Source organism: Sphingomonas sp. BK580, from assembly GCF_014194975.1.
GTDB lineage: Bacteria > Pseudomonadota > Alphaproteobacteria > Sphingomonadales > Sphingomonadaceae > Sphingomonas.
Genome location: NZ_JACIAY010000002.1, coordinates 1 through 23377, shown reverse-complemented (window position 1 = coordinate 23377; position 23377 = coordinate 1). Strand labels below are relative to the sequence as shown.

23 protein-coding genes are annotated in these 23377 nt (G+C 63.7%); 9 read left to right on the top strand and 14 right to left on the bottom strand.

Annotation, left to right across the window (positions count from 1 at the left end):
* Positions 1–270: 270 nt before the first annotated feature.
* A complete protein-coding gene (locus tag FHY05_RS03310) occupies positions 271–918 on the bottom strand; it encodes a hypothetical protein (protein ID WP_183943005.1) in 648 nt (215 codons plus the stop codon).
* Positions 919–1761: 843 nt separating this feature from the next.
* On the opposite strand from FHY05_RS03310, the gene FHY05_RS03305 reads away from it, so the two are divergent.
* From FHY05_RS03305 to FHY05_RS03285, 5 genes are all read left to right on the top strand, one after another.
* Positions 1762–2529, top strand: a complete 768-nt coding sequence (locus FHY05_RS03305; RefSeq protein ID WP_183943004.1) for a hypothetical protein — start codon at positions 1762–1764, stop codon at positions 2527–2529.
* Between the two features lie 149 nt (positions 2530–2678).
* Positions 2679–3272 (top strand): hypothetical protein, encoded by a 594-nt coding sequence (locus FHY05_RS03300; protein ID WP_183943003.1) that lies wholly within the window; start codon positions 2679–2681, stop codon positions 3270–3272.
* The gene (locus tag FHY05_RS03295; RefSeq protein WP_260181166.1) at positions 3269–4327 is read left to right on the top strand and encodes a hypothetical protein; all 1059 of its coding nucleotides are present in this window, start codon (positions 3269–3271) and stop codon (positions 4325–4327) included. Before FHY05_RS03300 ends, FHY05_RS03295 begins: the two co-directional genes overlap by 4 nt.
* Before the next feature lie 133 nt (positions 4328–4460).
* Positions 4461–5099: a hypothetical protein gene (locus FHY05_RS03290; protein ID WP_183943002.1), complete on the top strand. Its 639-nt coding sequence runs from the start codon at positions 4461–4463 to the stop codon at positions 5097–5099.
* A 293-nt stretch (positions 5100–5392) separates the two neighbouring features.
* Positions 5393–6802: an ISNCY family transposase gene (locus FHY05_RS03285; RefSeq protein ID WP_311732359.1), complete on the top strand. Its 1410-nt coding sequence runs from the start codon at positions 5393–5395 to the stop codon at positions 6800–6802.
* A 61-nt stretch (positions 6803–6863) separates the two neighbouring features.
* Here the strand turns inward: FHY05_RS03285 and FHY05_RS03280 are convergent, their stop codons facing one another.
* On the bottom strand, positions 6864–7376 hold the full coding sequence (locus FHY05_RS03280; RefSeq protein WP_183943001.1) for a hypothetical protein: 513 nt from the start codon (positions 7374–7376) through the stop codon (positions 6864–6866).
* A 224-nt stretch (positions 7377–7600) separates the two neighbouring features.
* On the bottom strand, positions 7601–8596 hold the full coding sequence (locus tag FHY05_RS03275; RefSeq protein WP_183943000.1) for a hypothetical protein: 996 nt from the start codon (positions 8594–8596) through the stop codon (positions 7601–7603).
* A gap of 855 nt (positions 8597–9451) precedes the next feature.
* On the opposite strand from FHY05_RS03275, the gene FHY05_RS03270 reads away from it, so the two are divergent.
* Positions 9452–9685 carry a hypothetical protein gene (locus tag FHY05_RS03270; protein WP_183942999.1) on the top strand — a complete coding sequence of 78 codons (234 nt, stop codon included), beginning with the start codon at positions 9452–9454 and terminating at the stop codon, positions 9683–9685.
* A 591-nt stretch (positions 9686–10276) separates the two neighbouring features.
* Here FHY05_RS03270 and FHY05_RS03265 read toward each other — a convergent pair.
* The 11 genes from FHY05_RS03265 to FHY05_RS03215 form a co-directional block, all read right to left on the bottom strand.
* On the bottom strand, positions 10277–11137 hold the full coding sequence (locus tag FHY05_RS03265) for a transferrin-binding protein-like solute binding protein (RefSeq protein WP_183942998.1): 861 nt from the start codon (positions 11135–11137) through the stop codon (positions 10277–10279).
* 1657 nt (positions 11138–12794) lie between these two features.
* Entirely contained in the window at positions 12795–13352 is a 558-nt protein-coding gene (locus tag FHY05_RS03260; protein ID WP_183942997.1) for a MucR family transcriptional regulator, read from the bottom strand.
* A gap of 230 nt (positions 13353–13582) precedes the next feature.
* The gene (lysA, locus tag FHY05_RS03255; RefSeq protein ID WP_183942996.1) at positions 13583–14815 is read right to left on the bottom strand and encodes a diaminopimelate decarboxylase; all 1233 of its coding nucleotides are present in this window, start codon (positions 14813–14815) and stop codon (positions 13583–13585) included.
* 14 nt (positions 14816–14829) lie between these two features.
* On the bottom strand, positions 14830–15093 hold the full coding sequence (locus FHY05_RS03250) for a hypothetical protein (RefSeq protein WP_183942995.1): 264 nt from the start codon (positions 15091–15093) through the stop codon (positions 14830–14832).
* Entirely contained in the window at positions 15090–15596 is a 507-nt protein-coding gene (locus FHY05_RS03245; protein ID WP_260181164.1) for a class I SAM-dependent methyltransferase, read from the bottom strand. Before FHY05_RS03245 ends, FHY05_RS03250 begins: the two co-directional genes overlap by 4 nt.
* A gap of 23 nt (positions 15597–15619) precedes the next feature.
* Positions 15620–15883, bottom strand: a complete 264-nt coding sequence (locus tag FHY05_RS03240; RefSeq protein ID WP_183942994.1) for a hypothetical protein — start codon at positions 15881–15883, stop codon at positions 15620–15622.
* 146 nt (positions 15884–16029) lie between these two features.
* Positions 16030–16998, bottom strand: a complete 969-nt coding sequence (locus FHY05_RS03235) for a magnesium and cobalt transport protein CorA (RefSeq protein WP_183942993.1) — start codon at positions 16996–16998, stop codon at positions 16030–16032.
* A gap of 13 nt (positions 16999–17011) precedes the next feature.
* On the bottom strand, positions 17012–17404 hold the full coding sequence (locus FHY05_RS03230) for a hypothetical protein (RefSeq protein ID WP_183942992.1): 393 nt from the start codon (positions 17402–17404) through the stop codon (positions 17012–17014).
* Positions 17397–17792 (bottom strand): hypothetical protein, encoded by a 396-nt coding sequence (locus FHY05_RS03225; protein ID WP_183942991.1) that lies wholly within the window; start codon positions 17790–17792, stop codon positions 17397–17399. Before FHY05_RS03225 ends, FHY05_RS03230 begins: the two co-directional genes overlap by 8 nt.
* 739 nt (positions 17793–18531) lie before the next feature.
* A complete protein-coding gene (locus tag FHY05_RS03220) occupies positions 18532–19263 on the bottom strand; it encodes an SDR family oxidoreductase (protein WP_183942990.1) in 732 nt (243 codons plus the stop codon).
* A gap of 75 nt (positions 19264–19338) precedes the next feature.
* Positions 19339–20256, bottom strand: coding sequence for an oxidoreductase (locus tag FHY05_RS03215; RefSeq protein WP_183942989.1), 918 nt, complete (start codon positions 20254–20256; stop codon positions 19339–19341).
* Positions 20257–20309: 53 nt separating this feature from the next.
* On the opposite strand from FHY05_RS03215, the gene FHY05_RS03210 reads away from it, so the two are divergent.
* The 3 genes from FHY05_RS03210 (at position 20310) to FHY05_RS03200 (ending at position 23233) form a co-directional block, all read left to right on the top strand.
* The gene (locus FHY05_RS03210) at positions 20310–20945 is read left to right on the top strand and encodes a TetR family transcriptional regulator (RefSeq protein ID WP_221190991.1); all 636 of its coding nucleotides are present in this window, start codon (positions 20310–20312) and stop codon (positions 20943–20945) included.
* Between the two features lie 376 nt (positions 20946–21321).
* Positions 21322–22041, top strand: a complete 720-nt coding sequence (locus tag FHY05_RS03205) for a Crp/Fnr family transcriptional regulator (protein ID WP_183942988.1) — start codon at positions 21322–21324, stop codon at positions 22039–22041.
* Positions 22042–22960: 919 nt separating this feature from the next.
* The gene (locus FHY05_RS03200) at positions 22961–23233 is read left to right on the top strand and encodes a hypothetical protein (protein ID WP_183942987.1); all 273 of its coding nucleotides are present in this window, start codon (positions 22961–22963) and stop codon (positions 23231–23233) included.
* Positions 23234–23377 lie beyond the last annotated feature (144 nt).

The following is a 23377-nucleotide window of genomic DNA, read 5'->3' as shown; positions in this document are numbered from 1 at the left end:
TTGGACAATTGTTCAAACGCGATCTCAGATGTGATGCGGAAGAGTCCCATTCGATCGTGTGGCGACTTGGGCGACTTGACGGTAGCGTCCCGACGGGTTCACCCTGTCAGCCACATCGCGGCCGGATGCGTGCTCCACGTAGCTAGGCTGCTTCTGGAACAAATATGCCGTCGCGAACTCGCGCGAGCGAAGGCGGGCTTTCTTCAACAGCCTTGCCTTGCAGCTGGAGACTCCGCCGGGATCTGTCGTCGAGTCGCGCTCGAAGACTGGTCAGCGTGGCACGAGTGATGCGGGGTCGCGCCGCAATTCCTCCACAATCTCGTCGTGACGGCGGATCGCGTCGCGCAGCCCCCTCTCCACATCCTGTGCGAATGCGTTGTCCCAAGGGATACCCGCTACTGCGGATGTGTCGACCTGCCGTTCTGTCCACAAGCCGATTTGGATATGCTCCATCATCGAGTGTTCGATATAATTGTAGAAACTGTCGGGCATCGTCGCCCCCTCGATCAGGTGCATGTTGTCGCGCATCAACGCTCGGATGCGCTCGTGGTACGCACCGAAGTAACGCTCGCCCAAATATTGCTCGACCTGCGCGTACGCATCGGGGGCCAGAACACCCTTGAAGCGCTGCTTTACGTCCCACGTTGCCCAGATCTGGTGAATAAGGCCGTGGACCGGACCGTAGAATTGCGAGATCTGGGCCTCGGCCTCCTTCAGCAGGATCTCTAGACGGCGTACCCGGTCGGCGGCCTGACTCGCCGATACGCGTGCTTCGCGATCACGCGTCACGGTCAGATGGTGGACGACCAACCAGCCAACCGCAGTGGCAAGCACGGTAAGCACCCCAAGTGCGAGCGTCACCGTTAGTTGTTGTATAGCTTGGCCGCCCGCTCCGACCGCCTTTGCGGCGGTGCTCATCGACTATGCTCCTAGCGCGACCTGCGGCGCGTCGGCGCTCGTCATCTCCGCATGGTGCCGCGTGTTCCTGTTTACCGGTACGCCGGACAACCCGGAAGAGCGAAGCCTTACAATCCGGATCACCTCCGGTCGGGAGCTCTCGGTTAAGCCTCGTTGATGTCTGCGGCATAGAGGAGGTTGCATCGGCATCTTTTCGCGAGGTCCACCGGCGCAGCCGGTTGGCTCGTCCAGGTCCGACCATGCCTAGTCGGCCCAGCTTCCCAACTCGAGGTTGTTGCCCCTGAGGTCTCTTCACGGAGACAGGACCAAGCCCTCTTGATCTCCCAACTGCCTCCTGCGACGAACGCTTCGCTCGCGGCGCTGGCTCTGCACCAAGTCCGGTGCGCCGCGGGCACCTTCTCCGCAGGCCGCGAGTGCTGCTACAGCAAAACGGCCGATCCCAGCCGCTTCAGACATCTTAGAGATTGTCGCGAGCGAAGCTCGCTATCTCGCGTCATTCGCAGGCCATGCCTTACATGGACGGGCAGCCCGCCAGCACTCCCAGCATTTTCTCGCGGTCGAGCCTTGATCACGACGCCGATCCTGCAGCCACTTAGCCCCCCCAAACCCCAGCGCCGATGTCGGTACATCGATAGCTCCATAAAGGAGAATGTAGATGACCGACGTTGACGACCAACTCACCGACCTCGCGCGTGACGACAGCGCCACCTACGCTGCCTGCCCGCTCTTCGCATTCACGGCAACTCCCCCTCCGTAAGCATCACGACCAAGCCGAAGCGCTTTGCCAAGGTCCCAGTATCGATGGTTCAGGAGTGGCCAGAGGCGCCGGTCCTTGCGAAGGACATGGACCCGGTCGACCTCGCACGCGAGGTCGAAATCTTCGCCGAGTGCGGTCAGCGCGCCGCCATCATCGCTCGCCAGCTGCCGGATGGTGTCCTCGAGGCGGTCGCCGGCCTGCACATCCTCGCCGCAGCTCGCGTGCACCAAGAGCTTCACACCGAGGCAATTGTGGAAGTCATCGTTGACCTCCACGTCATGAGCGCGGAAGACCCATATCGCTTCGCTACTGCAGAGATGGAAGGTGGCCCTGCCGTCAGCAGCTTGCAGCGCGGCCTCTTCTACCAACGTGCGGTAGCGGCGCTCGGGTCAGAGGCCGAGGTCGCTCGCGTGTGCAAAGTGCACAAGAGCACCGTCAAGCGCGCTTTAGATGTCGCCCGAACGGTTGAATGCATCAACGACAAGATCACGATCCACAATCAGGTAAGCCAGCGACAGGCGGAGTGGTTTGCCCAGCACGTCGGCTTCTCCAGCGACTTCTCGGACACTGAGGATCCCACGACCGCAAGGCGCCTCGCACGGCTCGTCAACAACAGCGAGGTCGTGCCCGCGGCGACGCTCTTCCGCCAGTTGCGCACGGCGCTGAATGGCGGTCGCCGCCAGTCAGCGGCCGTAGACCTCATGGTAGGGGATGCAGCGGTGGGCACGATCTCGCGTGCGAAGAGCGGTCGCATCAAGATCGACCTCACCAAAGCGGGCGATGTCGACCTCGACACGCTTATCGCGGCGATACACCGCTGGATCGCCGCGGCGCGAGCACCGAGCACGATCTGATCAACCGGGCGAGTTGCGCATGCGCAACTCGCCCTTCTTTTTAGCCACAGACCAGAAAAGTTATGGGGCGCGCGATAACGTATCCTGATCTGCGCGGCGCGCGTCAGGATGTGTGAGCCCCATAACTCTTCCTTGAGGAGGAGGCATCGATGAAGCGAGCCACGTGGCAGGTGCGCGGCAAGGAAGCGACACCGCGTGACCTGATCGAGGCGCTGGCGCTCGCCCGCGCCGACCGCAAGAAGCGGTCTCGCCTGGAGCACGAACGGCGCAAGGCTGAGGCAGACCAGCGCGCCACCGGCGCCGCGATCAGGCGCAGCATACGCGAGCAGGAGCGCTCGAGCTTCTCGCTCACCTGCCGGCCGACACCGCTCTCGGGGCGGCGGAAAGGCACGACGCGGAGCCGCTACATCGAGACGATTTCCGGCCTCACCTTCCCGGGTCGCTCCTATGTGGCGCGTGACGGCTTCTCGTCCTTTCACCTCAAGTTCCGCAGCCGCGGGCTCGGCGATCGGCGCAAGGACCGCGGCCAGGTGTACCGGCCGGGCGAGGCGGTGCGTATGATCCGTTACATCATGCGGGACGATGCGCGCGAGCTCGTCGACGGCGGCATCGTCTCCAACATCTCGACCGATCCAGATGTCATCGCCGGCCTGTTGCCGCGCTGGAGGAACTCGAGGTCACCGCCGGCATCGCGGACGCGCACGTCTACACCACCATCGTCGTCAGCCTGCCTCACGAGTTGACAGCCACCGAGCGCGTGGCGCTGCTGGAGCGCATCTGCGCGCTTCTCGGCGAGCACGGTCTCGCCTTCGCAGGCGTGCTGCATCGCCCGGATCGCGACGGCGACCAGCGCAACCACCACGCCCATATCGCGGTGAGCCTGCGACCCTGCCGTGCGCGCGGTGATGGCAGCTTCGACCTCGCCGCGTCGACCGCAGCCGATCTGAATGACGGGAGCTTCATCGGCGCTTTTCGCGCGCATGTCGCGAAAGAGATGAACGCGGCAATGGAAGCGGCCGGCCATGCACGACGTTTTACCGCACAGAGTCGCGCCGCTCGTGGGCTCGCACCTGTGACCGCTCGACAAGCCAAAGCCACACCAGGGCAGAAGCATCACGAGCGTCGCGTCGAGGGGATCAAGAAGGCGCAGGCGGAGCTCAGCTGGCTGCGCGAACTGCGCGCGATCAACGACCGCGTGATGAGCCTGCTCGGTACGGTCCAACGCTGGTCGGAAGGTGGCCGAGCTCGCCGGCTTGCATCACTGCGCGGTCGCGAAGCGACCTGGTCTCTCCCGCAGGATCGTGGTGCTCGGGTGCCCGACATCGTCCGCGATGCGCTCGCCGCCGAGCGAGTTGCGCGCGCGCAACTCCCCGTTCAGCACCAGCCCGCGACCGAACCGCCGCCTGCCCGGCCAGACAAAGCAAGTGTGGCGGCGACGCTCCAACATGAGCTGCAACGCCGCATCGTGGCGCTTCGTGACGACGGCTGGAGGCAATTGCGGAGAGACGGCTTCGAGGTCGAGCGCACCGGCGCGTCATACACGATCAATCTGGCTGGCCTGTCGCATGAGCAGCGCGAGGCGCTGACCCGGGCCGATTTTGCCGGCGAGTGGCAGCGCCGGCTCGCTGAGCTGTTCGCGCAGCAGGAAGCCCTCAGACGTCGGCGCCGCAAGGAAGAGCAGGACACAGCGCCAAGCTCAACCGTCGTCGCCCCCTCCTCCACGGACGTGGACGAGGAGGCCGAGGCTTTGCGCCGCCTGTACGAGCAACGGCAGCACGGCAGGACGCGCGGCGACTGATCGCCGTGGCCGGGCGTCGCCGGCCGTGCCGGAGATCAGGGGAAGAGCGGCAGCCGTTCGGCTGTGCCAGTTGGTGAAATCAGCAGCGCCCGCGCGAGCAGCCACGCGCCCGCCCCTGACGATGGAAGATGACATGAAGACCAAGACGCCCGACGCCACCTCGTGGCTGAGCCCGAGCGAGGTGATGGACGCGCTCTACGACGTGCGGGCTGCCGAGTGCGAAGCGTTGGGCTACGCACTGCTGCGCCAGCGCGCCAAGAACAAGCCGAATGCCGCCGGGCAGCTTATCCGCTCGAAGCTCGCGCCGGTGCGTCCCGACGCCAGCGCGCGTACGACCTCCTGCGGGGTCGCAACAACGGCGCGCGACCACCGCGTTATCCTCGCTGCCGGCGCGCCCGATGCGCCCCTCACGCACCTGCTCGACGACTATGACGCTGCGGTGCGTCCGCACCAGAGGCTGCTCGCAGCCGTGCTGACGCTTCGCTGCGCCTTCGACCAGCCGCTGCACGATCTGTTCGACGCCGCAACCGCGTTCACCGCCATGCAGATCGCGCGTCGCAGACGCCTGAGCAGCGTCATTATCGCTCATGCGCCAGGCGATGAGCTCAGCGACGCCGCGCCGCACGTCCACATCTGCCTGCTCGCGCGCCGACATGGCCCGTCGGGCTGGGGCGCCGTCGACGCCGATCTTACCGATACCGCGCACCAAGCATGGTGCGACGAGTGGCAGGGCTTCAACGCCGCTTGGCAGAACATCACGCCGAACGCTTGAGCTCGTGGCGGCTCAGCGAGGTTACCTGCCCGACCGGGCCGCCCACCCCTGCGCCTTTCTCAACGGTGCGACCACAGCACAGGTTGGGCGTGCTCAGCTCCCTGAAGATGCCCGCGAGTGAGGGCGAGTTAAAGCTTTCGCTGGGTGGAAGATGTCGCAATCCAACCAAATCGAATGAAACAATAATCTATCATTGCCTCGACCGATTGCACCGGCGAACCAGCTTGAACGGCTGGCGGATCTCGCCAGCCGTCTTGTAGTCACCCACGCACTGCCCCTCGAGGTCCTCACGCGTGGGATATGCATCGAGCAAACGGACACGGTTGCGCTCGTCGCAACCGGGTTTATGGCGCCTGCTTCAAATCCGGCTGCGAGGGAGCGACTGCCGGTCGTTGTCGATGTCTTGCTCCGGCTCGAACACCGGCTTCAGCACGACAGTCGTGCGATCCGCGACGCGATTGCTGCAGCGCAGCCAGCTGTACCGCCCGCTCAAGCGCCTCCGACGAGATGGCGCGGCCGGTCTCGTGTCCCGCAAGCGCGGGCGGCCTAGCAACAGGCGATTCAGCGACGCTTTCCGCGACCAGGTGGTTGGCATCGTGCGCGAGCGCTACGCCGACTTCGGTCCGACGCTGGCGTGTGAGTACCTGGCTGAGCAGCATGGCATCACGCTATCGCGCGAGACGCTGCGGCAGATGCTCATGGCGGCCGGCGTGTGGAAGGCCAAGGTTGCGAAGAAAGCCCGGCTTCACCAGTCGCGCTATCGGCGCGAGTGTCGCGGCGAGCTGGTGCAGGTCGACGGGTCGGACCACGACTGGTTCGAGGGCCGCGGCCGGCGCTGCACGCTGCTGGTCTACATCGACGATGCCACCAGCGAGCTGATGCATCTGGAGATGGCGGAGAGCGAGAGCGCTTTCTCCTACATGCGCGCGACCCGCAGCTACCTCGAGTGCCACGGCAAGCCGGTGGCCTTCTATTCGGACAAGCACAGCGTTTTCCGGAACAACAATGCGACCGCCGACAGCGACGGCATGACGCATCTCGGCCGGGCGCTCGACAAGCTCGGGGTCGAGATCATCTGCGCCAACTCGCCGCAGGCCAAGGGCCGCGTCGAGCGCGCAAACGGCACGTTGCAGGACCGTCTGGTCAAGGCGATGCGGCTGGCGGGCATCTCGTCCATCGACGACGCCAATGCCTTTCTCCCCTCCTATGTCGCCAGGCACAATGCCCGCTTCGCCTGCGCTCCAGCGGACCCGCGCGACGTCCACCGCCCGCTGGCCGCGCACGAGAACGTCGAGGCCGAAATGGTGTGGCGTGAGGAGCGGACGGTGACCGCGTCACTGGCGCTGCACTTCAACGAAGCCATGTTCATTCTCGAGCCGACGCCCCTCACCCGCTCGCTGGCGCGCAAGCGCGTCCACGTCTGCGAGTACCCGGACGGTCGAATCGAGATCCGCCACGGCGAGCGCGTGCTGCCCTACCGCGTGTTCGACAAGATGCGGCAGGTGAACCAGGCCGCCATCGTCGACAACAAGCACCTGGGTGCCGCCCTCGCCATGGCTCAGGCTATCCAGGCAGCGGCGCCGCATCATCCCAAGCGCAACAACAATGAGCCGGCGCGCAGCTCCCGGTCCGTCGGGGTGTTCGCACCCCCCGCCCCGGCCACGGGCAAGTCGACCGACGCCGGCTGTGCACGCCGAAGCTGAAGCGCGGCCTTCGCCTCTCCCACGAGGAACTCGTGGCACGCGGCCTGGGCGAGTACGTCCGTTAGCGCCCAATCGCGCGCATGCAAATTGTGAGCGGTCTGTTCAGACTGCTTGCTTTAACGACCCTACAGAGCTTCGGAACCTGATAGAGCGACTGGGCAAAGTCGTTACGTCCACTTGTATAGCCCTGTGGCTCATAGCCGAACCCTTTAAAGCAGACAATCAATGCAGAGACGACATAACTCGTCGCACGCATCTCGGCAGGGGAGGCAACGTTGAACGAAGCGACAACATCGGTCGACTTTATCCTTTCTGGAGACCCAGCGGCAATCAAACGACCGTTTATGCTGTTAACATCTTCCGCAATGGATGAGGCGATGGCGATCTGGCCTTGAAGATAAGCATCTTCTCCGTCGATTGACGTTAGAATACCCTCTCTCACGACGCGGTTGCCGTTTAATACAGGAAAACGCTTGATTCTCAACGGATAGGAACTATCGGCTAGGCATTTCTCGATAGCGACCGCTGTCGGCCAAGTCGCAGCCGGCAACGCAACATAGAAGTTTACACTCATGATGGTTCATCCTAGGAATTAGCCGAGGTAGTAGAGTTCACTTAGGTTTCCGAGATCCTGCGGCCAAAGCGGACGGCCTGCAATCCTGCCAATTACGGCCATTCGGGCCGGTCGTCACGGACGTACCTGAAATGCCAAAGATTCAGGGTCCAGACGCACGGCTTACTGGGGTGACCTCAAAATTTGGAAACGAATAGTGCTGGTTGGAACATAACGCCACCGCTTCAGAGGCATGCTTCCTGAGCCTGCTTCAGATCGGTTCCGGCGTAGCAGGGCCGCCCGAGGACTTGGTCGAGCGCGGGGCGGTGAATCATGAGGTGGCTTCCACCGAACACCACCAGGACGCTTTCGCCCCTGTTGAGGTGCGCGATGATCAGATTGTGCAGATAAGCGTCTCGCGCCCTCGAAACGGCTGACGCAATCCTGTTGGTGCCGTGTCGCCCGTCGGCAAGCGGCCCGACCTCCTCAGTGTCAAAGGTCGTATCGATCGGCTTTCCGTTCTTCTCGCGGTACCAGGCCGCCCAATCGGAGAAGCGCGGGAGAACGCTTGCCGGCAGGCCCAGCATCGCGCGGTTGTAGTCCAGGGAAGCTTGAACCAACGACACCAGGCGGGGATCACCGGCATTGCTAATCTTGCGCTCGCCGATCCACTGGGGGATTGCCCGCAGCACGTAGAAGCCGAGCAAATCCTGGCCGGAGAAGCCCTGAGCGTAGATCGGCCGTTCGAGGTCCGGGTCGTCGGCCTCGCCGCCAATCAAGACTGCGCCCTGTCGGCGAGCGCCCAGCACTGTAGGCACGGTTTCGCCCCCCTCCACGAACCCGTCGCCGCGCCAGCCGTTCTGGGCCACGTAGGCGAAGATGCGGGCGGAGTTTGCGCCCCAAGAGGTCGGGAAGCCCTCCGCAATCACAGTGTCAAATTTGATCTTGGCATAAGCGTCTTCGATCAATCGGAAGGTCCGACTTTTGCTCTGGTTTTCGTGCTGTGCCCCGATGAACACCAGGCGATGCGGCCCGACTCGATAGACGGAGGCGAATGCGTCGTCGGGCTGCCGGTCGCGTAGCGCGGTCGTCCATGGAGCGAGTTGGTTGGGGGCCGGCCGCAACGCCGAAGAAGCGCCCCTCGCCTCCATCGCCTCAGTCACGCCGGCCGGGAGGGTGGCAGGAGGTGACCCGAACATCGAAAGCGCGGTTGCGATAGCGACCATTTGGCGATCCGGCATGGCCAGAAGCTGGAGGAAAACGGCGCGGCCCGCAATGGCGAGCCGATCGACCCCGGCCCACCGACCGACGGGGTTTGTCTGCCAGCTATTCTGGTCGATCGAGCGCCCGATAGATCGTCAAGTAATGGCGTTTTGAGCACCCTGGCCGCCTTGCGAACGGAGGTGCCTTCGCCGACGAGACGTTTCCCAAGCGAGATCTGACCTAGCGTGAGTTGGGGCAACGCGCTGATTAGGTACTGGCCGGATTGGACGCTTCCGCCCATAGCTAGACGCTTACCCGTTCGCAGAGCGAACCGAAAACCGACGATCGTTCATGATTAGGAAGCCGATCCCCGCGCCTTGAGAGGGTAACTCAGAAATGCCAGCGTACGGCATGTTTCGAGCTACTGCGACTCGCGCCCTTGCTTCGGCTTCAATCCGCCTTCTAGCGACCGCCTGCGAGTGGACGTGGATGGAACAAACAGTCCGATTCCAAGATGGTCTGGTACTAACCTTTCAACATCGCTCAAGTGGCACATTCCGCACCATCGCTAGAAATGAGAATGGTAGCTTCACTACCGACCTTAATACTGGCCAAGACGGCCGGCATGTCAGCTTATACCGTTCGCCAAGCCGACGGATTATTGCGGCTGATTATGGCGAGACTCCTCTAGTTATTACATTCGATCAGTCGGGTTCTCCCCTAATGGCCGGTGCTGAAATCCTGAAGGAGGAATTCAAGATTGCGGGCCAATGGCGATATATGGGCTCGGTGCACCGCGACGCCGAGAATCATTTGGTGTATTATCCAAAAGATTCAGAGTGCCAAATCTTTGACGATGGACCGCCCGGACGGGTGGCTCGATCCACTCCTCCATGTTCTGGATTATACTCTTGAGCCTGGCGCCGATCAAGGAGGGGGCGATGCCGCTTTTGATGCTCGACTTTGTGGCTGCCGTGCTGGTGATCGTCGGAGTGCCGCTCGCCCCTGGGCTCGCCTATCGACGCAGAAGGCGGCTTGCGCTTTGGTGCGGACTAGGCATCGCCGTGTTCGTTGTCGGCGGCAATCTCATTGAGAAGCTGGCGACCGGTAAGTCAGGGCTGTTCTAACACACGTCTGCGTCTGTTCTCACAAGCAGAGGCCGTTTTCCCATGGGCGGACGAGCCGTGAGCGCCCACTAGCCGCCGCTAGACTCGCGTGGCAGTCTTCTTCAGATGAAGCCCAACCGATTCGAGTGGCTAGACCAAGAACGGGAACGTGTCGCCCGTGAGGGCACGGGTGCTCAATACGTCAGCTATGTATATACTCGATATTCGAAGCGCTCGGCTGGCATGGCGCTCGCGGTGATTCTCATATTCTCCCTCTTGGGGAAACTTCCTCTAAGCTCAGAGGGCACCCCCGAACCTCTTCCAGTCCTTGTGACTGGCATCGTTTTGGCAGCGCTTTCGACCATGATTCTGCGGAGGTTGAGACCCGCCGGTCTCATGTTGAAGTCTGGGTTGTGGACGACTGTAGGCTTTGGTTCGCTGCTGACGGTAGCGGGGCTGCTCCTTTTAACCGGCGTCCGCTAACCTGCCAATTCCAGACGTCTGATGTGCGCCCGGCCGGCGGAGTGGCTGAATGGCCGAGATTGGCAGGTTAGCTGACATTCGCGCAAGCGACCCCGCCCGGGCGGAACGGAACGTCTTCGTCCGTGCCCTTCAGCGCAGGCTACCCCCGAACGTGCCGATCACTTGCTGCGAGTTGCGGGCGAGCGCGAAGGCGAGACCGATCTCCGCACCCTGCGGGCCATACAGCTCGCCGTTGAAGGTGCCCGTCCCTCCATCGGCGGTGGTGACGCTACCGGCCAGCCGGTTGCCCGTCGCACTGAGCTGACCCGTCACAGTCAGGACGATGCTCGATGCGGAACCCGACGTCGACGTGGCAGTGATCGTGCCGGTGATGGTGCGCGTCACAAAGTCGAGCGACAACGTCGCGTGCGACGCGGCATACCCGTCCTCTCCGGTGGCAGACACCCCTTCGGCCAGCAGGACGGCTTGGAACGTCGCCGTGCCAGATCGCGGCACGTCTGACGCGGCCGTCGACGCGCCGGCCACCATCCGGCGCTCCAGCACGTCGAAACCGCCGCTCGGACGAAAGGACGACTCATACTGGTTGAGCACGAATGAATAGCGCAGATGAGCGGGCAAGCCGCCCAGCTGCGGCCCGAGCTGGCCGATAGCGAGGAAGCCTGTCGGCGATTGATAGGTTGTGCGGTCGCTTTGCTGCAGCGTGATCTGCGATCCTGGGTAGGTCTGCCCGGCGAGATTGCCGACCGACACGCCCGCCTGTTTGGTCGAGCTGGCGAAAGTGAAGAAGGGCACGTCGCTGGGCTCGTACAGCTTCGCAGAGATGGACGCATATGTATTGCCGGCATTTGTCTGCGTGCCGATGGCGGTCAGCTGTGCGCCGTTCGGCTGAAAACTGCGGTCTCGGCTGAAGTCGAAGGCGAGGTCGTAGGTCGCCGCGGGTGTAGGGGTCGCTGTCGGCGTCGGGCTGGGTGATGGCGTGGGCGCGGGCATGGGCTTTGGTGGGGTCCCCACCGCGACTGCCCCGGCACTACCGCTGCCACCGCCCCCGCACGATCCAAGCACCAGGGTCGCCATCAGCCCCGGCAGCACTCTAAGTCGTCCTAACATTTTTCCTCTCTGGTCACAGAGAGCAGCAAATGCCTTGGCCGGCGTCAAGTCAAGCGGCAGGAGCCGCGCTGGCCGCGCGGGATAGTTCAATCAAGCAGCTCCTGCACGATAGCCATCCGGCAATATCGCCTATTGGCAGGTGAACGGTCCGGCGGCTTTCAGGACAACGGAAGGCAAAGCGGACGCTACCCGCCTAGCATTTCTACCCGCTCGTCCTCTGTGCAGAGCGCGATAGCCGCCAGCGTATGCTGCCCTTTGGCATAGGAGACGACGGCCAGAGCCCCCCTGACCGTAAGGTCGTCCTGTGCTCCTGCAAGGTCCCGTAATGCTATCGGGAGTATAGCGGTCCAAGCGTTTTCGTATTGCTGTGCAAGTTCGGAAGGGATCGGCGTACTGCCCTTAGCCAAGCGACCGTCCTCAATTGAGGCGACCAACGCGTAGGCATTCCAATCGGGCTCCGCTTGCTTCTGCATCATCAAGACAATCTCGCCGACTGCTGCGTACGAGGCCGAATTTACCGTCCCTTGATGGTAGAGTTTATCCCATAGTTCCTGCACGGCATCCTCGACGTGTCCGGTACGCCAAGCCTCTATTGCGGGCCGGGGATCATAAGGTTCACCATATGCGCTTAGCCACGGATTGTCGGGCACATCTCGCTCCAGCTACGAACGTCCCGTTCTAGCGCCCAAACATAAGCTGCGGAATGGCAGAGATTGGGCGCTTGCGGCATCCTTCCTCGGGCCGAGAGACCCAAAAGCAGTCACTCAGACGGCGCTGATCGCTTCCTAATTCTCGCCGTTCGTTCAGCTCAATGCGTCGACCTCCGCCGGCTCGCAGAACGCGCCGCCTCTTCCCCCGCTTAGGCAGTGCCTCGGATTGCTGCCGCGAGTATAGCGGCGAGCGCTTCCTCTGCCCTTTGCTCAAGGCAGGATCGGTGGATGACAGATCCCGGCGGATCCAGTCAGGTGCCCGACTCACAACAGAGGCAATCACAGCGAGCTGCTCTTCCGTCATGCCGTCAGTTTTCCCTTTTGTTCTCGCGCTTGCTGACTCATAGAATCGAAATGCCGATACGTCTCAAGAACCGCTGGCTCTACCCCATTGATTGAGAGCAGCTGTCAGCAGCTGTGCGCTTCAAGCGCGCAGGTTCGAGGTGCGATCACTGTGGCCGCCCTCACCTGCGTAGGGTCATCCACCTGGGAGACGGCAGGTGGTGGGACGCCGACGCCCGGTGCTGGCGGTCACATTGGGGGCGACGAATGCTTTCCGGCTATCTCGCAATCTCGGCTGTCCGAACGACCAAGGTCGTGCTCGCTTGCGCTCACCTCGACCACGATCCCGGCAACAATGCGCGGTCCAACCTGGCTGCGCTCTGCCAGTGTTGTCACTTGGTCCACGACGCCGCGGAGCATAGCTGGCAGCGTTGGTGGAACGGGTTCCGGCGCCGAGCCATGCGCGACCTCTTCGAGGATCCACGTTTGACCAGAAGGCGTATCGTTTACCCGGCTGCCAGCTCGCCTAGACCCACTGCGAAGCGAGCTTAAGTGCGGATACCCAGCGTCTTGCGTGCGGCGCCGAGTGCGGCTTTGCCGCCCTTCTCCACGTTGCCGACGACGTCCTCGGCCACCTGCTCGATGGCAGCGCCGACGCCCTCCACCGCGGTCGCAGCCTTTCGCCCCAATCCGATCTGCTTGGCGAGCGCTCGCCGGCCCTCGCTGTAGCCCGGTGCCACCATTGGGTAATCGGCCTTGAGGTTGAAGCGCTCACGATACTCGGCGGGCGTGAGCCCGTGGCTCGCGAGATGGCGCTTCAAACTGGCGTACGGCTTGCCATCGATCATGCTGATGATGCGGGCCGGATCGGCGAGCGACTTGCGGACCGACACGGCCGGTACATGCTCAACCCCGGGCGCAGCTCCTGCGGTTGGAGCAGGACGCGACAAACCCGCCACAGCGGCGTGCATCGACGTTAAGAAATTGAGTACGTCGGCTGAGCCTGCGCGCGTATGCGGGTTCGTGAGCCACGCCGCCGTCAACTCCGCGGCGAGCTCAATTGTATCGACGTGCGCGTCCGCGCTTTGCTCAGAGGATGTGGTCATTCTCACGCTCTAACGTGCGCGGCTTTTGCTTGCCAGCTATCAAGCTGTTCTAGCTGTGTGCGCTGTTCAGTTCTGGGCCTAACCCCCTCAGTCTGATGACCAAAACGATCAGTCACGGACCCTCTCACGTCTCCCGAAATCAGCCGTCGGTTCATCTCGGGTCATAGGCTTGGCAAGCTGGCTTCGGATGCCGCATCGATTTACTTACGCCAGCTACAGACGCTGTCGGGTCATGCTGCGTACTCGGCAGGCAGCGCACGCTCTCCGACAAGTTCGAAGGCCGCCCCGTCAACGAGCACCTGCGGGCTCAGCGGGCGGCAGTTGTAGCTGGAGGCCATCGAGGCACCGTAGGCACCGGTCGCATGGAAGACCGCCAGATCGCCTCGCGCGACCCGGTCGATCTCCTGGTCCGTGCCGAAGGTGTCGCCGGTCTCGCAGACCGGACCAGCCAGATTGGCGACCATCGTCTCGCCGGAGGGCTGAACGGCGGCGAAGCGGTGGTAGGCGCCGTACATGGCCGGCCGCGCCAGATCGTTCATCGCCGCGTCGACGATCACGAACGGAGCCGCAGTGCCCGGCTTCACCCATATCACACGCGTCATCAGCACGCCGGCGAGCCCCGCGATGACCCTTCCGGGCTCGAAGGTCAAACCGACGTTCCACGACGGAGATACGCGCGCGACCATGGCGGCATAGTCGGCCAGCGAGGGGATATGATCCTCCTCGCGGTACGGGATGCCGAGCCCTCCACCCAAATCGACGCGGGTGATGACATGCCCGCGCGCACGAAGTTCCAGGATGAGCTCGCCGACGCGGCGGTATGCCGCCTCGAGCGGGGCGAGGTCGCTGAGCTGGCTGCCGATGTGCAATGCCAACCCATGCAGGTGCAGCCCATCGAGACGGCTCAGGCGGTCGTAAATGTCGGCGGCATCGGCGATGCCCACGCCGAACTTGTTCTCGCAGCGGCCGGTCGAGATCTTGGCATGGGTGCCCGCGTCGACGTCGGGGTTGACGCGCAGCACCGCCGGCGCGCGCCGGCCTCGGACGTAGGCCAAGCGCGAGAGCACGCGGCCTTCCTCTTCCAGCTCGAGGTTGAACTGGCCAATGTTGGCGTCAAGCGCGTCGCTGAGCTCGCGGTCGGTCTTGCCCACGCCCGAAAAGACGATGCCTGCCGGCGCCATGCCGGCGTCGAGCGCACGACGCAGCTCACCACCCGAGACGATGTCGGCACCGAAGCCACGCCCGGCAAGCAGGCTTAGCACTGCGCTGTTCGGGTTGGCCTTCACGGCGAAGGCGAACCGGGTCGCAGGCAGCGTTCGCAGCGCCGAGCGGAAAGCGTCCGCTGCATGACGCAGCGCGGCGGCCGAGTAGACGTGCACCGGCGTGCCGACCGCCTCCGCGATCGCCGACAGCGGCACGTCCTCGGCGTGGAGGGCACCTTGCTTGTACGCAAAGAAGCTCATCGTCGATCCGTCGCTCACAGGCCGAAGCCGTCGCTGTTCTGCCCACGCCGACGCACGCGTGCGGCATGGACCGCGGTTGCGGTATGACAGTGGCCGCGCCGCTCGGCGCGGAACACCTGCGCCACGCGCTTGCCGTGTACCATCAGCGGCAGCCCGAGCAGGGCGACGATGAAGAGCGGCACCATCAGCGGCGAGTGGTCCAGCATGAGACAGGCTGCACAGGCGCCGGCGAACAGGGCGAAGCCGGTAGCCTTCCAGGCAAGGTCGCGATGGGTCACCCGAGCATACCCCCGATCGTCACGGCGGCCGGTTCCCCGACGACGCGGTCACCCGCGGCTGCCAGCAGCTCGCTGAGACCGGCCCGATGATCGTCGCGCGCGGTGCCGTGCCACAGCACGATGTCCGCCGGGAAGACCGCCTCCTGGGCGAGCGCCTGCGCCATGTCGACCTGGTCGAAGACGAGGCCAATCGCTCCGTCACGCATCATGCCCGCGGCCGACCGCGCACGGGCGATCATCGCGGGCGACCCGTCGATGCCACGCGCCTCGATGGCGGTGAAGCCGAGCGCACGTGCCTCACGCGCCGCCTCGATCAGCAGCGCGCCGTTGCCGCAATCGGCATCGACGATCCGAACCGAGCAGCGGTGCCGCTGCCGCAGATCGGCGAGCGCCGCGATAAGCGGCAGCCAGCGCGGATCGGCGTGCACCGTGCGCGAGCCCGGCACCGCGAAGTCGCGCGCTGCGCGGGGACCGTTGGCCATCGACAGGCCGGCCTTTTTCATTGTCGCTGTCATCGTGACCTCCTTCAGGCCGCGCGCACGAGCGCGCGCTCGCCGGCGGGGACCGGACCGAACGGGACGAGGGGCTTGAGCAGCGTGACCGCCATCTCGAGGCTGGCGTGGTAGATCTCGCGCTCGGCGTGGGCGAAGCTGAGTGCGGCGCCGCGGGACGTGAAGCGGCCCTCGAGCTTGCCTGCGCCGTCCTGGACGAGCCAGTGACCGGCATGGTCCTGACCGACGTAGATGACGGGGCCGCGTTCGTCGGGCTCCGGGAGAGGTTCAGACGACATGATCGCTGCTGATGCCTTCGATGAACGGGCATCGCGTGCCCGCCCATCTCAGCTACGCACGCTTCCATAGTCTTTCGAGATCGATGCCTGGGATCGGCATAGTGGCGGCATAGTGCGTCAACGGCTCGTCGCATCTCGCCGCTGGCTCACAGCCAGCGAGCGCGCCTGAACCGCCAGTACAGCGCCGAGCAGATCATAAGAATGGCCACCAGCGTGGCGGGGTAGCCGTAACGGCTGTGCAGCTCGGGCATGTGCTCGAAGTTCATGCCGTAGATCCCCGCGATGGCGGTCGGCACCGCCAGGATCGCCGCCCAGGCGGCGAGCTGGCGCGCGATCGCGCCGGTGCGCTGCTGCTCGATCAGATTGCTGAACTCGAACACCGAAGTGAGCAGCTCGCGCAGCCCACTCGTCATCGCCTCGACGCGGCGGACGTGGTCGAGGACGTCGCGGAAATAGTGGCGTGCCTCCGTGTCGACGCACGGGAGCTCGTTCTTGGCGAGCTTGCGCGCCACCTCCTCCATCGGCACCAGGATCCGATCGAAGCGCATCAGATCACGGCGTAGGGCGAAGATCCGGGCGATCTCGGCACGATCGAGAAAGGTGTCGAGCATGCGCTGCTCCATCGCCGACACCTCCTCCTCCAGCGCGGTCACCAGCGGCAGATAGCCGTCGACGATGAAATCAAGTACCGCATGAAGGACATAGTCGCCGCCCTTGCCGAGCAGGTCGGGCGCGGCCTCGAGGTGTTCGCGCAGCGGCCTGTGCGAGCGGGTCGAGCCCTGGCGCACGGTGATGATGTGACTGTGGCCAAGGAAGGCGGCGGTCTGGCCGTAGACGATGCGACCGTCGCACAGATAGGCGGTGCGGCCGATCACGAACAGTTGATCGCCGTAGACGTCGACCTTGGGCAGCTGACCGTCCTTGAGCGAGTCCTCGACTGCGAGCGGATGCAGGCCGTAGAGCCGCTGCAACGTCTCGATCTCTTCGGAACACGGGTCGCTGAGCCCGATCCAGACGAACTCGGAACGGTCGCTCGGACAGCTGACCTGTTCCTCGATCGCGATTTCGCGAACACGCCGGCCATGGCGATACAGATACGCGGCGACGACCGGCACGAGCTGAAGCGCTTCAGCGGTGCCGGTGAGCGAGGCTCGTGATCTGCCGCACCTTCGCCGATCGGGCACGAGCAACCGCGATGACGTGACGGGCCTGCATCAGCGATGCGGAGCGCCGCGTATCGAACGCCCGACTGGCAGGCGAGATCGGGCTCGTGAACCGCTCCTGCAGCGAGGTCGCTCGTTCCGGGCGAGCTTGCGGTAAGGGCTCGAGCAACTTTCGTCCGTGCACCAGCAGCAGGATACCGCCGATCGCCAGTAGGAAGCTGACCAGTCCCAGAGCGAACTCTGCCAGGTGTGCCGGTCCCGTCGCGACCATCTCGTACACGGCACGGTGGAGCAGAGACGTGCCGGCCGCGGCGACAAGCAGCAGGACGCCGAGCAGGCGAGCGGGGATCTTACGCACTTGCCGCCGCCTTCGCGTCGACGATGCGCAGGCTAAGAAGTCCATCGATCTTGGGCACCGTGCCCGCCGACGATGCGATCGCGACCTGTGGCTGCCCAGCTCTCTCCGCCTGCGCGAAACGCCGCACCGCTTCTGCCGAGGCGAAGCGACCGAGCAGCATTCCTGCGCTCTCGCGCACGGTCCAGCTGCCATCGGCATCACGTCCGACGACGAGAAGCGCGGGCTCCTTGATGTAGTCCACCGAGAGTTGCTCCATTGAAGAAGAGACGTTCACACGCGAGTGGTGTCGCCACCGAGCGCTCACCTCCACCTCGTCGAACAGGCGCCGACCCAGCGTGAGCAGCAGGCCGCCTGCGCTCGCCGCCACGAAGCCGAGCGCGGCGAGCACGAAGGAGGTCAGGCCTGCTCTCATCGGGGGCACATGCATGGATGCCAGCCTCGAGGTGGCCATGTACGCGAGCGCGCACAGAGACAGACCGCCGGCGCGAAGCGCGAGGTCACCGGATCTCGATCGATGCCACCGTACCATCCCACCATCCTCGTTGAGGTGGCGATCCAGCTATCGCGCGCGGCGTAGCAGTTCGAGATCGAAAGTTGAGATCTCCATAGCGGCGACGTAGTGGTGCGCCGAACCGCACCGATTGAGAAGTCAGGAGGGAATGGTGGTGACCTCTACGTTGGACCTCCGTTATATCTCCATCGTGACCCAGAAGCAGTCACTCCCGGCGCCCTGCCCGACCCCCAACTGCGGACGTCCGTTCATCTCCGCGGCCAGCACGCGTGACGCGCCGCGAAGCTGTTGGCCCGGTCGGGTCTGGGCGCACACGGACGTCGGGCAGAGTGCTAGTTGGTTATGCCTCTCGCGGATCGGTCACTGCCCCCTGCCTCTCGGCCGGAGGAGCGTGATGCTTATGTCCGGTTCGGGGGCGCTTGCGGCCCCCTGCCCTCTCGTGCCGAGGACCCAAAAGCCATCCTTCACCCGGGTAGTGGCGCTCTCCAGAAGCAGACCCTCCTTCATGCAAGACGTACATATCAACCCGGTCATTTACGTCTTGTGTGACGATCGGCATCATAACCGGCTGAGGCAGGCGCAACGATCGATGCACGGCCGCGTGATCGCGGCACGGCTAGGCCTGCGCGGTAGGCCTGATCACGATTTCGCCGACGTTCACCCCCGCGGGCTGCCCGATGGCGTAGGCGATGGCTTCCGCTATGGCTTTCGGCGACATGGCGATCGACCCGCCCGCCGCGATCTGCTCTCGAAGGGCCGCATCGCGAATGTGGTCAGCAAAGCCGGTAGCTGTGAAGCCAGGCGTCAGAGTAGTCACGCGCAGATCTCCGGCAAGCTCCTGACGCAGGCCATCGCAGATCGCGACGACCGCCGCCTTCGTGCCTGAATAGACCGCCATGTTCGGGGCGATCTTGCGCGCTGCCGTCGACGCCACAGCGATGAAGTGGCCGGAGCCCTGCTCGCGGAAAATCGGGAGCGCCGCGGCGATGCTCCAAAGAACGCCCTTAACGTTGACGTCGACCATCGTCTCCCAGTCGTCGAGGGCGAGTTCGTCGACAGGACCGATCGGCATCGCGCCGGCATTGGCGACGAACACATCGAGGCGACCGAAGGTCGCAACCGCGTGCCGTGCCAACCTAGCCACGTCATCGCGCCGCCGGACATCGACGGGAACGTGGGTCGCGGCTCCACCGCTCGCCCTGATCTCCTCGACAAGGAGTTGCAGCCGCTCGTGGTTCCGCGCGCCCAGCACCACCCTCGCGCCCCGTTCGGCAAGATAGCGAGCGGACGCTTCTCCGATACCGCCGCTCGCCCCAGTGATCGCCACCACCGCACCGTCAATCTGCATCGTCGTCTTCCCTCCAGTTCGAAGGTTCGTGCACCCGTGGAATGCCCGTCGCGCCTCCTATGCGGCGCGGGATCGTCACGCGCCCTCCGGGAAGCAGACCCCGGTAAGCTCCTCAGAAGCTTGCCAGAGGCGTACTGCTACATCCTGGTCCAGCGCCTGCGCCGGCACTTTCGCGAGGGTCGGATAGCCACGCACCTCGGCGATGCCGTCGGGACCATAATACGCGCCTCCGACCGCATCGCGCGCAGTCGCCGCGTAGAGCGTCGGTAACGCGCCGCGGTCGGCTGGCTGAAAGAGGAACGGCAGCAGCGTCCGCGCGAGCCCGTGTGCGCTGCGGCGCCCAGGCCCGTTGTGGAGCAGATCCGTTCGCGCGATCCCCGGGTGCGAGGCGATGCTGAGGATGCCCCAGCCCTGTGCATCACTCCTCCGCTGCAGCTCCAGTGCGAACATGAGGCAGGCCAGCTTCGACTGGCTATAGGCCTTCATCGCGGCGTAGGCGCGTGTCGAGTTCAGGTCGTCGAAGTCGATGGAGCCAGCGCGCGCAGCGACGCTCGACAGCGAGACGACGCGAGCGCTCTCGCTCAGCAGCGGCAGCAGGTGGGCGGTAAGAGCGAAGTGACCAAGGTAATTGGTCCCGAGTTGCAGCTCGAAACCGTCTGCGGTGACTTTGCGACGTGGCGGCACCATCACACCGGCGTTGTTGATCAGCATGTCGATCATCCCGTGACGTTCGGCGATGCGCGCGGCGAACGCAGCGATCGAAGCGAGATCGGCCAGGTCCAAAGCCTCAAAGTTCACGTAAGCCAAGGGCACGGCCGCCTGTATCCTGCTCACCGCCTCAGCGCCCTTTGCCGCGTTCCTGCCTGCAACGACGACGCGGGCGCCTGCGCGTGCCAGTGCAAGAGCATCCTCGAAGCCTAGTCCGCCGGTACCGGTCACGATCGCTGTTCGATCATGCTGTGGCGACATGTCGGCGTTCGTCCACCTTGCCATGCTAAGACCCTTTCGCTAAACTTGCACTCGGTGTAACGCCATATTTGCACTGAGTGCAAGCATTTCTGAAGGTGGAGTTGGTGACTGATCGCTCTGCAGCCTCCCGGCCGCCCGGTGTCCGAGAGCGCAAACGTCGCGAGACACAGCGGCGGATCACGGACGCGGGCGTGTGCTTGTTCATCGAGAAGGGCTTCGATGGCGCGACGGTGGACGAGATCGCGGCAGCGGCAGGCATTTCGCGCCGAACCTTCTTTCACTATTTTGAGTCGAAGGACGACATTCTGCTCTCGTTGCAGAATGATATCGGTGAGCTGTTCGCTTCTGAAATCCGCAGGGCGCCGGCAAGCGACTCGCCGTTTGAGCTCGTGCGCGGCGCGGCGCTGAGCGTATGCGCGTCGCTCCCGCACGACGACATGCTAGCCTTGGATAGGCTGATGCGAGGCAGCGCCTCGGTGCAGGCCCGTAAGCAGGCGAGCTATCGCCAGCAGGAGGAAGCGCTACTCACCGCGCTGCGCGAGCGCTGGCCCGAGCCAGAGCGGGAGACGAGGTTGCGGGTACTCGCAATGATCGCTGTCGGCACTACCCGCCTCGCGTCTGAGACCTTCAGCCAAGAGGGCGGCGCCCGGCCGTTCGACGAGGTTCTTCGCGGCGCTTTCGATGCGGTCACCGCCGAGTTCGCCCCGGGGTAAGTTACTTGCTTCTCTGAGCGGGCGGGACCCAAGAGCGGTCATCCAGACGCCCCTACCCGCTTCCCAACTCCGGCCGCTCGTTTACCTGCGCCATCTCTGACCGACTGAGCACCCCTGTTCGCAGACAGCCTGATGAAGAGCTTAGGGCATGTCAGCGCTCGTGCGAGTGGCGCATCACAGTGTTTCGGGCGCGTAAGTGCCCGCGCAGGAGAATCCCGAGCATAGTTGTTTTGGTTGACCGACAACGCGCGATGTAACGCTCTCGGCGGCTCGCAGCCTTCTGGCTAGTCCCAGGTTAAGGCAGCCTTTGGTTTGCCTGGGTTATGAACCAAGGTGAAGCACCTGCTGAGGATGCGTGTTGGCATAGGTAGTGGCGATGTCACTAGCACCGTTTGTTGAAAGACTGAAAAGGCTCGCTCGGCTGACCGAGCAAGACGAGCGTGCATTACACCAGCTTCCCTTTGCAAAGCGGCATATCGACAAAGGCCGTGACGCAATCATTAAGGGCGAGGCGCCGTCCTACCTATACGTCATCTTGGATGGCTGGGCTGGAAGGTATAACCTGCGGCCGAATGGAAGCCGGCGTATGACTGGATACCTTCTGCCAGGAGACTTTTGCGGTATCCACGCCGTGTGTCATGCGCCGATGGATCACTCAATAACCGCGCTTACAAATTGCTCCCTCGCCAAAATCGAGCTGGCCAACTTCAACGCCTTAGCGACCGACTCTCCGGCGATAAGCAGAGCGCTTTGGCAGGCGAAACTTATCGACGAGGCTACTCTGCGAACATGGCTCGTCAATTCTACCGACGCGCTTAGAACAATCGCTCACCTGCTCTGTGAACTTGAGGCCCGACTCATTCCAGATGCTATGGATAACGAACGCAAATTGGAGCTGCCGATCACACAGGAGCAGCTTGGCGACGCGCTCGGCATCACTCCGGTGCACGTAAATCGAATTATGAGGCAGCTACGAGAGCGTGGACTCGCGACCGTTCACCAAGGAGCCCTGCACATCCCTGATTTAGCGGCCTTGCGTAAAGAGGCTTCTTTTGATCCCAGCTACCTGCATCCCACTCACGCCAGTAAGGTTTGATGGCGCATATGGGTTGTGTTGACCCACGACGATGTGGCAGCCGTTAGGCAATCCGCCACCGCCAACGCACTCGCAGCGTCTTAGCGGATAGCCTTACCCGGACGCGCGATCAAACTGGTGCCCGCGCCAAGGCTCGAGGGGCGAGATCAACAAGCGTCCGAAGATGAGATGGCGCTAAGCGGCCCTGAGTGACCGGCTTTGGGCGCTTGCCGCCTCTGCCCCTCCGCGCCGAGACCCACAAGCGGCCATTCAGGCGTCCATCCCCGCTTCCCAACTCCAGCCGCTCGTTCATCTCGCTGCTCGAGGCTTCTGGGCGTTCCGCGCGAAGGTAAGGAGCCTCGTCAATACGTTCCGCATGATCGGAGTGTCGCAAACGGATGTGCCGTCCGCAATCGGGCGGAGGCCGAGGAAGCTCCTGCTTCCGAGTTTGAGCGCAGAGGCGCACCTGCTATGTCCGCGGGCTATGAACAAGAGAGTGCGCGGTCCCCTCAAAAGATTCTTCTGGGCAATCGGAGGACTCTACGTCCTCGCCGTCACGGTGCGGGAGATGGCTAGCGGCGTGATCCACTGCGGATTTGGACAAGAGATTGCCCGCGTCACCCAGCCGCTGCCCTTCTGGATCGTCGCAGCGATCTACATTCTTGCAGGCGGTACACTGCTCTACTTGGCCGCTGCGCAAGCCCGAGGTTCCCGGCCCAGCTAGCGAAAGCGCGCTTCACAAGTGGGCGTTGCGACCCCTCCGCCCTCGTGCCGAGGATCCACTTAGCGCTCACTCAGGGCCTCTGCCCGCCTCCTCAACCCGGCCGCTTGTTCATCTCGGTGCCCAAGCCGTTCGGCGCCTCGAAAAGCGTTTAGCTTGGTTCGGAACGGCAGCGATCATGCACTTGCTGCGTCTCGAGAGCACCGATATCTTCTCGCGATGGTCACGGTTTTTGATCTCTGGTTCACCCGCGAGTATGATCATCGCGAGGACACGGAGCTTCATATCGGCATCTACGCAACTGAGCCGGAGGCCCTGGCGGCGATCGAGGCGCTCAGGGAGAAGCCTGGCTTCTGCGAATATCCCGACGGCTTTGACGTTATTCCCACAAAGCTCGGGTTGACCGGATGGCAAGATGGTTTCGTGACGAGCATCGGACCGCCGCCAAAAGACGCGACCGGAGAAGCATTCGACCTTCCCGCCTGGTTGTAATAAAAGTTCGAAGCTAGGCGCTTGCGGCTTCCTCCCCGCTCGTAGCGAGGACCCAAAAGCGTTGGGGTGGACGCCCCCTGACGGCATCGATGTGCCAGAAGTGGAGGTGTTGAAACACCACTGCAGGAGGCGTCCGTGAGTGAG

What these genes read in the sequence shown, in the direction of transcription:
- FHY05_RS03300 (WP_183943003.1), top strand. Translation starts at nt 2,679, where the DNA reads ATGAAGCGAGCCACGTGGCAGGTGCGCGGCAAGGAAGCGACACCGCGT.
- FHY05_RS03245 (WP_260181164.1), bottom strand. Translation starts at nt 15,596, where the DNA reads ATGAAAAAGGCCGGCCTGTCGATGGCCAACGGTCCCCGCGCAGCGCGC.
- FHY05_RS03290 (WP_183943002.1), top strand. Translation starts at nt 4,461, where the DNA reads ATGAAGACCAAGACGCCCGACGCCACCTCGTGGCTGAGCCCGAGCGAG.
- FHY05_RS03265 (WP_183942998.1), bottom strand. Translation starts at nt 11,137, where the DNA reads ATGCCCGCGCCCACGCCATCACCCAGCCCGACGCCGACAGCGACCCCT.
- FHY05_RS03215 (WP_183942989.1), bottom strand. Translation starts at nt 20,256, where the DNA reads ATGGCAAGGTGGACGAACGCCGACATGTCGCCACAGCATGATCGAACA.
- FHY05_RS03205 (WP_183942988.1), top strand. Translation starts at nt 21,322, where the DNA reads ATGTCACTAGCACCGTTTGTTGAAAGACTGAAAAGGCTCGCTCGGCTG.
- FHY05_RS03220 (WP_183942990.1), bottom strand. Translation starts at nt 19,263, where the DNA reads ATGCAGATTGACGGTGCGGTGGTGGCGATCACTGGGGCGAGCGGCGGT.
- FHY05_RS03310 (WP_183943005.1), bottom strand. Translation starts at nt 918, where the DNA reads ATGAGCACCGCCGCAAAGGCGGTCGGAGCGGGCGGCCAAGCTATACAA.
- FHY05_RS03200 (WP_183942987.1), top strand. Translation starts at nt 22,961, where the DNA reads ATGGTCACGGTTTTTGATCTCTGGTTCACCCGCGAGTATGATCATCGC.
- FHY05_RS03280 (WP_183943001.1), bottom strand. Translation starts at nt 7,376, where the DNA reads ATGAGTGTAAACTTCTATGTTGCGTTGCCGGCTGCGACTTGGCCGACA.
- FHY05_RS03270 (WP_183942999.1), top strand. Translation starts at nt 9,452, where the DNA reads ATGTTCTGGATTATACTCTTGAGCCTGGCGCCGATCAAGGAGGGGGCG.
- FHY05_RS03305 (WP_183943004.1), top strand. Translation starts at nt 1,762, where the DNA reads ATGGACCCGGTCGACCTCGCACGCGAGGTCGAAATCTTCGCCGAGTGC.
- lysA (WP_183942996.1), bottom strand. Translation starts at nt 14,815, where the DNA reads ATGAGCTTCTTTGCGTACAAGCAAGGTGCCCTCCACGCCGAGGACGTG.
- FHY05_RS03240 (WP_183942994.1), bottom strand. Translation starts at nt 15,883, where the DNA reads ATGTCGTCTGAACCTCTCCCGGAGCCCGACGAACGCGGCCCCGTCATC.
- FHY05_RS03275 (WP_183943000.1), bottom strand. Translation starts at nt 8,596, where the DNA reads ATGCCGGATCGCCAAATGGTCGCTATCGCAACCGCGCTTTCGATGTTC.
- FHY05_RS03260 (WP_183942997.1), bottom strand. Translation starts at nt 13,352, where the DNA reads ATGACCACATCCTCTGAGCAAAGCGCGGACGCGCACGTCGATACAATT.